General features: G+C 63.3%; 6 protein-coding genes and 1 pseudogene. 4 read left to right on the top strand and 3 right to left on the bottom strand.

Annotated features, from left to right (window positions below):
* The 4 genes and pseudogenes from gudD to MKL20_RS16400 form a co-directional block, all read left to right on the top strand.
* Positions 1-268: pseudogene (gene gudD / locus MKL20_RS16415) on the top strand (glucarate dehydratase); the annotation flags it as partial.
* A 935-nt stretch (positions 269-1,203) separates the two neighbouring features.
* Positions 1,204-3,510: a TonB-dependent receptor gene (locus tag MKL20_RS16410; RefSeq protein WP_244037560.1), complete on the top strand. Its 2,307-nt coding sequence runs from the start codon at positions 1,204-1,206 to the stop codon at positions 3,508-3,510.
* Between the two features lie 2 nt (positions 3,511-3,512).
* A complete protein-coding gene (locus MKL20_RS16405; protein WP_244037559.1) occupies positions 3,513-4,346 on the top strand; it encodes a DUF1868 domain-containing protein in 834 nt (277 codons plus the stop codon).
* Positions 4,347-4,459: 113 nt separating this feature from the next.
* On the top strand, positions 4,460-5,521 hold the full coding sequence (locus tag MKL20_RS16400) for a LacI family DNA-binding transcriptional regulator (protein ID WP_244037558.1): 1,062 nt from the start codon (positions 4,460-4,462) through the stop codon (positions 5,519-5,521).
* A 733-nt stretch (positions 5,522-6,254) separates the two neighbouring features.
* On the opposite strand, the gene MKL20_RS16395 is transcribed toward MKL20_RS16400, so the two are convergent.
* From MKL20_RS16395 to MKL20_RS16385, 3 genes are read right to left on the bottom strand one after another with little or no spacing between them, the layout of a single operon-like run.
* A complete protein-coding gene (locus tag MKL20_RS16395) occupies positions 6,255-7,082 on the bottom strand; it encodes an energy transducer TonB (RefSeq protein ID WP_244037557.1) in 828 nt (275 codons plus the stop codon).
* On the bottom strand, positions 7,079-7,555 hold the full coding sequence (locus tag MKL20_RS16390; protein WP_244037556.1) for an ExbD/TolR family protein: 477 nt from the start codon (positions 7,553-7,555) through the stop codon (positions 7,079-7,081). The genes MKL20_RS16395 and MKL20_RS16390 overlap by 4 nt, the downstream gene beginning before the upstream one ends.
* A 2-nt stretch (positions 7,556-7,557) precedes the next feature.
* Positions 7,558-8,190: a MotA/TolQ/ExbB proton channel family protein gene (locus MKL20_RS16385; protein WP_244037555.1), complete on the bottom strand. Its 633-nt coding sequence runs from the start codon at positions 8,188-8,190 to the stop codon at positions 7,558-7,560.
* Positions 8,191-8,233 lie beyond the last annotated feature (43 nt).

Below are 8,233 nucleotides of genomic sequence, written 5' to 3'. Positions count from 1 at the left end.
GGCCCCGGGCAAGGTCACGGCGATCGACACCCACTGGATCTGGCAGGACGGGGAGGCCCTGACCCGGGAGCCGCTGGCGATCCGCGGCGGCCTCGTGCAGGTGCCGGAACGGCCGGGCCTCGGGATCGAGCTCGACTGGTCGGGTGTCGAGCGGGCGCACGCCCTCTACCGCGATCACGGCCTCGGCGCCCGGGACGACGCGGCGGCGATGCAGTTTCTGGTTCCCGGCTGGACCTTCGATCCGAAGAGGCCCTGCCTCGTCCGCTGATCGCGCCCCGATGCTGTCTCGCGCGAGGCACCGACCGCCGTCGCGCCGAAAGACCTGCGGACGCCGTGCGCTTCCGCAATAGCCTCTGAGCATGCGGGAGAAGACCGGAATGGAGGTCAAATCCCTCGGTCTCGGCATCATGGGCGCACCGATGGCCCGGTTCTTGATCGCGGGCAGGCGTTGCCTGTACGTCAAGCCCCGTCGCCCCGTGCCGGAGCGACCGCTGCATCGCCGACGCGAGCGTCAAAGAGATGGCGAAGCGCTCGGACGTGGTCGATCTGAGCCCGATTTCTCCGATCGCCACCCGCGACGACGTCCACCGCATCGAGGCGCTCGGCACGCCGGTCTCGGACGGCGTGGTCCTGCGAGACGGGCGCGTTCTTGATCCTGATCGGCAGCACGGACGACGCCTCGAACACCGGTCGTGGGCCACAAAACTAAAACTTCGACGATGCTTGGTTCTGCTCAAATCCTCGCTTCACGCCGTCTTACATCAGATAGGCAGAAGGTATCGATGTCTATACGGAGTGGATGACGATAGGCTCTTGTGAAGCGTAATGCAGCCATCGTATGTGATGATATGAAAATCACATTACGACTCATATACACTGGATTTTATGACGATTGTGCAGAATTTAATCTATATAAATCAGTAAAAATCTAATAACAAAATTAATTTCGAATGATCTAAGGCGACGCATATTGCGTCGCAAAACCGACATGCTTGACATGCTTTGATTGGAACGTTCTAATAGGCGTTGGGATACCATCACTGACTTGCCATGCTCGGACGCGATGGGCCGACGTTGGTTTCTTGAGCCTCAGAATTGACAAGCCATGGATCTCCAATGACAAAAATTAGAACGTTCCATATTCAGATTCTATTGAGTAGTGTTGCTCTGGCGGCTCTCCAAATTCCAGCGCTCGCACAGCAGATGAACGACCTCGGCACGGTTTCCGTGGAGGCGGCGGCGAATCAGGCCGGGGGAGCCGACCGTGGCACGCCGCTGCTGGCGGAGCAGAATGGGACATCGGCAGCCACGACCCTGCGGCAGGAGGACATCGCCCGCCAACCGGGCACCCAGAACGTCGCGCAGCAGATCGGCAAGGTCGTCGGCGTCAATTCCTACTCGCGCGACGCCTCAGGCTTGTTCGGCGGCGGCTACTCGATTCGCGGCTTCGACAGCACGCAGATCGGCCTCTCGCTCAACGGCGTGCCGCTCAACGATCCCGGCACCTTCGCGGTCACGCCACAGGTCTACACGGATTCCGAGAACCTGTGCTCGATCGACGTCAATCAGGGGACCAGCGCTGGTGCCGTCGCGCAGCACGGCGCTGTCGGCGGTCAGGTCTCGATGTCGCAATGCGTCCCGACCGACACGCCGAAGACCATGGTCTCGCAGTCGTTCGGATCGTACAACAACTTCAAGAGCTTTATTCGCGCGAATACCGGCCTCATGTACGACGATGCGCTGAAAGGCTATATCTCGTACTCGCACGCGCAATCCGACTATTTCGTCGGTCCTGGCGCCGCCGATCGGCACCATGTCGACGGACGGCTCGACCTGAAACTCGAAGGCGGGAGCAGCCTCACCGTCACATCTTTTTACAATCTTTCCGAGAACACTTATATCCGAAACATCACAAAATCGCAGTACGCCGCTTACGGCTACCGTAATGGCTGGCTGACGACACCACCGACGATCCTGAGCGGTTCGAAGGCCGCGTTCAGCGCGAACAACCCGGCGTTCCCCTACACGCCGGCCAATATTGGCTATGGCGACTATCAATGGGAGCCGAGCCGAGACGGCTTCGTGTCTATCGACGGCAAGTTCCCCCTGACCGATACGATCGATCTTCAAGTGACGCCCTATTTCCTCCACCACTTATCCGGCAGTTCGACCGAAGTCCTTCTCAAGGAGAACGGATACACCAACAAATTCCTTTCGAGCCCAGTCGGCGCGTTCACGGCCTACGGTACCGCCAACACCAACGCCCTGCTGGTTCAGATGAGCCAGAACGAATTCGACCGGGTCGGCAACACCGCGACCCTGACGGGGCGATTCGGCGAGCACACGATCAGCGGCGGCCTCTGGGCAGAATACACCCACCAGCATCAGTTGAACCCGTTCCAGCAGATTGATCCTCTGACCAACACGATCGCCGACATCTTTTTCCAGTCGCATCTGATCAGGGACAATAAGGGCCACATCCTTACGAGTCGGGACTGGGTTACGGATTACTATAATACCACTCTCTCGTTGTCCGACAGCATCGCCCTGTTCGATGACAGGCTGCATATCGACCTGTCTGGCCGGGAGCGGATCTACGACCGGACGTTCCACAATCTACCGTCCGGGAACAGCAATTTGACGGATGCTTATCTAGACTACAAAGTAAAAAGAAACTATTCGTTTTTCCTTCCATCATTCGGCGTCCGCTACGATCTCGACGAGGAGAATCAGGTTTTCTTCAACGCGTCGATGAGTGCGCGCGTCCCGCCGAACTTCGCCGACGGCCGCCTCGTGGACAACACCAAGAATACGGTCTCCATACGCGACCTGAAAGCTGAAAACTCGCTCAGCTTCGACACCGGTTATCGCTACAAGGGCGACCTATTGAACGTCAACGCAACCGCGTTCCTGATCAAATACAGCGACCGGATCGCGGTGACGATCAAGAACGATGCGACGCTGAGCAGCAAGTACACGAATATCGGCAGCACCACGGCGGTCGGAGGCGAGATCGAGCTCGGCACCAAGCCCTACGAGGGCTGGAGCGTGCTGGTCTCGCAGGCGATCAACGACGACACGCTGGACAGCGATATTAAGGTCGAGGATGGCAGCAAGGCTCTCCCGACCAAGGGCAAACAGTACTTCAACGCACCGAAATACATCACCAACGCGACCCTCATGTACGAAGACGGGCCGCTCTACGGGTTCGCCCGGGCGAAATGGACCAGCTCGGTCTTTGCTACGCTGACCAACGACATCCGCCTGCCGGGCTACACCACGGTCGATCTCGGCCTCGGCTACAAGCTCAAGGGCACGGCCTTCCTCGACGCGATCCCGGGGGCGCAGGATGGCGAGTTCAAGCTCAACCTGACCAATATCCTCAACAGTAAGTACCTGTACATCAACCCCGGCAACAGCACCGGCGTTCAGATCAGCTCGGCCGGGACTCCGTTTTTCTATCTCGGCGCGCCGTTCTCGGTCGTCGCCAGCCTCAGCCTGGATTTCTAGCCATGAGCCAACGCGATCTCTCTCAAACCGGTCGGAGCCTGACCATGACGCGCCGGCATGTCCTTCACCTCTCGGGTGCGGCGGCGGTCGGCAGCTTTGCCGGGCTTCGAAGCCTGGCAGCGTCGGCCGCAGACGGGTCGAAGCCGTTCCCCTGGATCGGCACCAAGTTCACCCCCGACGGTCAGGTTCTGCGCTGCCCCGGCAACACCATCATCTGCCATATCGAGCCGTCGAACCCGGCGACCGCCCCCCTGGCGGCGTTCCGCGCCGCCCTGGAGGCGGAGCCCTACGCGCACAAGTTCACCTTCACGCCGCCGTCGAGCTACCACATGACGGTGTTCGAAGGCGTGATCGACTTCAACCGGAAGCCGAGTCTCTGGCCGGCCGATCTCCCCCTCGATGCGTCCGTGGAGGCGTGCAACCAGCTCTTCATCGAGAAACTCGAAGCCTTCGACCTCGGCTGCGAACCGCGATTCCGGATGAAGGTGCTGGAGGGCGACGGCAACGTCGACGTGCGTCCGGGGGCCGGAATCTACCTGGTGCCGGCCGACGAGGCCGAGGCCACGAAGCTTCGCGGCGTGCGGGATCGGCTTTCCGACCTGCTGAAGCTGCACCAGCCCGGACACGACACTTACAAGTTTCACACCACCCAGACTTATGCAATCAAACCGCTCAGCGAAATCGAGACGAGTCGCTATCGGGCCGTGCGCCGCGACTCGATCAATGCCCTTGCCGCGGCAATGCCTGTCCTCGAGCTGGGCGCACCGGAACTATGCCTATTCGATGATATGTTCGCCTTCAATCCGCGTCTTTATCTTCGTCCGCGCCAGCTTTAGACTGGTCCACCGACAAGGCGGCGTTTCGCGGCCTCGAACGCAGCACGGCCTGGGTCTTGCTGCGCGCGTACCGCCTTGCCGGACGGGCCGGGGCTGAGGTGATAATGGGTCAAATGACGATCAAGGACGTCGCGCGGCGTGCCGGCGTGAGCTTCCAGACGGTATCCCTGGTCCTGAACCATCCCGAGAAGGTTGCCCGGACGACGCGGGAGACCATCGAGGCCGCGATGCGGGAGCTGGACTTCGTCCCCAGCCTCGCGGCCCGCTCGCTCCGGAAGAAGCCGAGCCGCAGCATCGCCTGCGTGTTCTCCGTGGGCGCCCAGCCCTACGACGACCTCTCGGGGATGATGCAGGAGACCTATCAGGGCATCGTTCTGCAGACCTTCGCGCATGTGGCGGATCAGTTCGGATACACGCTGATCCATCGCCGCTGGCGCAGCGACGACCCGGAGGGCCTGGGCAAGATCAGCAGCCTGGTGAGCGAAGCTCGCGTCGACGGGATCGTCGTCTTCGCCGACCGCCGGGACGATCCGCTCATCGCGATGCTGCAGGCCAAGCGTTTCCCGTTCTTCGTGTTCGGCCTCGACGTCGCCGACACCCACTACGCGATGCGGGCCGAGCGCGACGCGATGTACCAGATGGTCCGCTACCTCGCGCAGACCGGGAGCACGTCGATCTGCTTCTTCAAGGGTGAGCGCGACGGACGGCGGCTGCGCGCCGTCACCGAGCGGCTCAGAGGCTACCAGGAGGCCCTCGCCGAGGCGGGGCTGCCGCTGCGCGACGACCTCGTGATCCCATGCGATTGGAGTTCAGAGAGCGGACGCCGCGTGACGCTCGGCCTCCTGGAGCGCCAGTCCCGGCCGGACGCGATCGTGGCCGCCAACGACCGTGTGGCGTTCGGCGTCTTGAAGGCGCTGCACGATCACGGGGTCCGGGTGCCCGAGGACATCCGCGTCGTCGGCTTCGACAACTTCGTCCAGTGCGCCTACACGATCCCAAGCCTGACCTCGATCGAGGTTCCGACGCTGGAGATGGTCCGATTCGCCTTCTCGACGCTGGTGGAGATCGTCGAGGGCACACGTCCCGCGGACGACCTGGCGCAGAAGCTGTTTCCCACGCGCCTGGTGTTCCGCGACTCCACGGGCCCGGACCCGGAGACACAGCTGCAAGGCTAACGCTGGCGAGCGCGCACGAAGAAAACCCGACTCGCCAAGCAAACCCGTCGGCGGCTTTGCGTCCCACCGGAGCATGGGGGCTAGACGCAACACCACAGGGCCCAGCCCTTTCAAGGTGTTTGGATCAGGCTGTCCGCGGAGCGTTCCGCCAATTCCATCAATCGCTTCGATCTAGACGTATAGGGCCGCCAGATTGAGTCCTCCGCTCGCCGCGAGACAGCGGTTTGATGCAAGGAGGGGGGACAGAGGCATGGGGAAAGCCTGTCCTCCCATGAGTTTGAGACGAGCTCTGTCGTTTCAGCACCAATCCCGTCATTCCGGGTGCCGCAGGCGAGCCCGGAATCCAGAACCGCCGACAATGCAACACCTTGCTCCACCTGCGTTTCTGGATTCCGGGCTCCGCTTCGCGGCCCCGGAATGACAGGGAGGTTGATAGGTCTGCGGCTGCAAGGACCCAGCGTCTGCGGCAAGCAGGACGGTCTAGGTCAAACACCTTGAGAGGGCTGCCGCTGAGCCTTTTCATGGCTTGCTTGGGATTGAAGCCCGATCTGTGGCCGTTCTCAGAACCTGTTTGACCGGTCTTTTCCCTTTCTCGACCTTATCCTGAGGGAGAAATCGGGATCTCCATCAGTCAGAACCGTCACGCGACCGCAATTACGCATTCAGACAGGCTCTAAAAAGATCGGGCGCCCAGCCGGGGATTCGGCGGGGCGCCCTTGCAGATCTCGGTTCGTCACCGTTTCAGCGAAAAATCGACCGCGATGCGTCCGCCGAAATGGCCGCCCGGGGGCGGTGGCAGGCTGGAGCCCCGCACGGCCTGCAGGGCCGCCTGATCCAGCTCGGAATCCCCGGACGAGCGGGCGATCGACGCGGAGCCGACGTGTCCGGACGGACCCACCAGGAAGGTCACCAGGACGATTCCGGAGGCGTGCCGGTTGCGGGCGGCGGCCGGATAGGCCTTGTGCCGGTTGATCTCGGCTTTCAGCCGCGCTCCGTAATCGGCGAGCGCCTTGCTCGCATCGGCCTGCGCGCCGCGCTCGGCACCGGCATGGCCCCTGTGCTGCGCTGCGCTGGCGGCGCTCGGCGGCTCGGTCTTCGGGGGGGCCTTGGGCTGGGGCTTCGGCTTGGGCACCGGACGGGGCTCCGGCGGTTTGCGGGGCTCCGGCGGCTTCACCACCTTGGGCGGTTCCGGCTTGCTGACCGGGATCGCGATGGCCGTGGGATCCTCCTTGACCGGCGCCTCCTCGACCGCCGGGGGCGGCTCCGGCTCGGGCTGCTGCGGGACCGGTTCGGGCTCCGGTGGCGGCGCCATCTCGGCCGCGCTCTGCGTTTCCGAGGCGTTGTCGGTGGTCGCGTCGCCCTGGGCGACGACGCTGACCTCGAGCGTCTCGACTGCGGGCGGCGCGATGGGCTGCGGTTCGGGTCCCGACGAGACGAACAGCAACGCGTGGACTCCGAGCGCCACGACAAGGGCTGTGCCGCGGACCAAGCCCTTGGCATTGTCCTGTCTGGGCAGGGACAGGACGAGCGGATCGGCTCCGGCCAGCGCCATCGTGTTCATGGTTCACCGCTCCCCGCCGCGGCGGACGCGGACGCGCGGCTGGCATTGGCGGTGCCCTGGGCGCCGTTCTTGCTGGTGATGATCGCGATGTGGGTCATGCCGTTCTTGGCCAGGAGGTCCATCACCTTGATAACGTCGCCGTAGGCGGCGTCCTTGTCGCCCCGAAGATGGATGACGCGGGTCAAATCGTTCTCGATCGCGGCGACCACCGCCGGCACGAGGCGCTCCGCCTCGATCTCGTCCTTGCCGATGAACAGCTTGCCGTCCTTGGTGACGGCGACCACCGCCGGCTCCTTCGGGTCGACCGGCTTGGCAACCTGCGCCTGCGGCAGGTTCACCTTCATGCCCGTCGTGAGCAGCGGCGCCGTGACCATGAACACGATCAGCAGGACCAGCATCACGTCGATCAGCGGCGTGACGTTGATGTCGGCGGAAGGGCGGTAGGGGCCGCCGGAATTGGAGGCGAAGGCCATGGTCAGATCTCCTTGTATGCGAGGCGGTTCTTGGCGATCAGGTCGACCGAGAGCGCCTCGACCAGATGGGACAGGTTCTGGGACAGCTTGCCGAGGATCGAACCGAGGCGGCTGTAGGCGATCGCGGCCGGGATCGCGGCGATCAGCCCGATCGCCGTGGTCGCCAGCGCCTCGGCGATGCCGGGCGCCACGACCGCGAGGCTGGTGTCGTTCGAGGCGGCGATGCTGATGAAGCTGGTCATGATGCCCCAGACCGTCCCGAGGAGGCCGACGAACGGCGAGACGGAGGCGATCACGGCGAGGTTCGAGTAACCGCCCTCCGTGGCGATCATCGTGTGCGTGGCGGCGCGGTTCATCGCCTCCACGGTGCGCTGGCGGGCCTCGCCCGCCCCCTCGTTGGGGAGGGAGACGGAGGCGGCCTGTGTTCCGGCATCGACGACCGGCCGCAGGAACTTGGGAACGCCCCCGCGCTCCAGCGCCTTGAGCGACCGCCCGAGTCGCATGGTCGTGTAGATGCCCTCGGCGATCAGGGCCCAGCACCACACGGAGGCGATCGAGAGGGTGATGATCACCCCCTTACCGACCAGCCCGGCCTGAAAGAACATCGCCGACGGCGAGAGACTAGCTGGGTCCATCTTACAACCCCCGGTATGCAATTTCGAATGGCTTGGGTAATGC

The sequence above is a fragment of the Methylobacterium sp. E-066 genome (genome assembly GCF_022829635.1).
In the GTDB taxonomy this organism is placed as follows: Bacteria; Pseudomonadota; Alphaproteobacteria; order Rhizobiales; family Beijerinckiaceae; genus Methylobacterium.
Note: the sequence above shows the minus strand (reverse complement) of the source record. Positions and strands in the feature narration are given on the sequence as shown.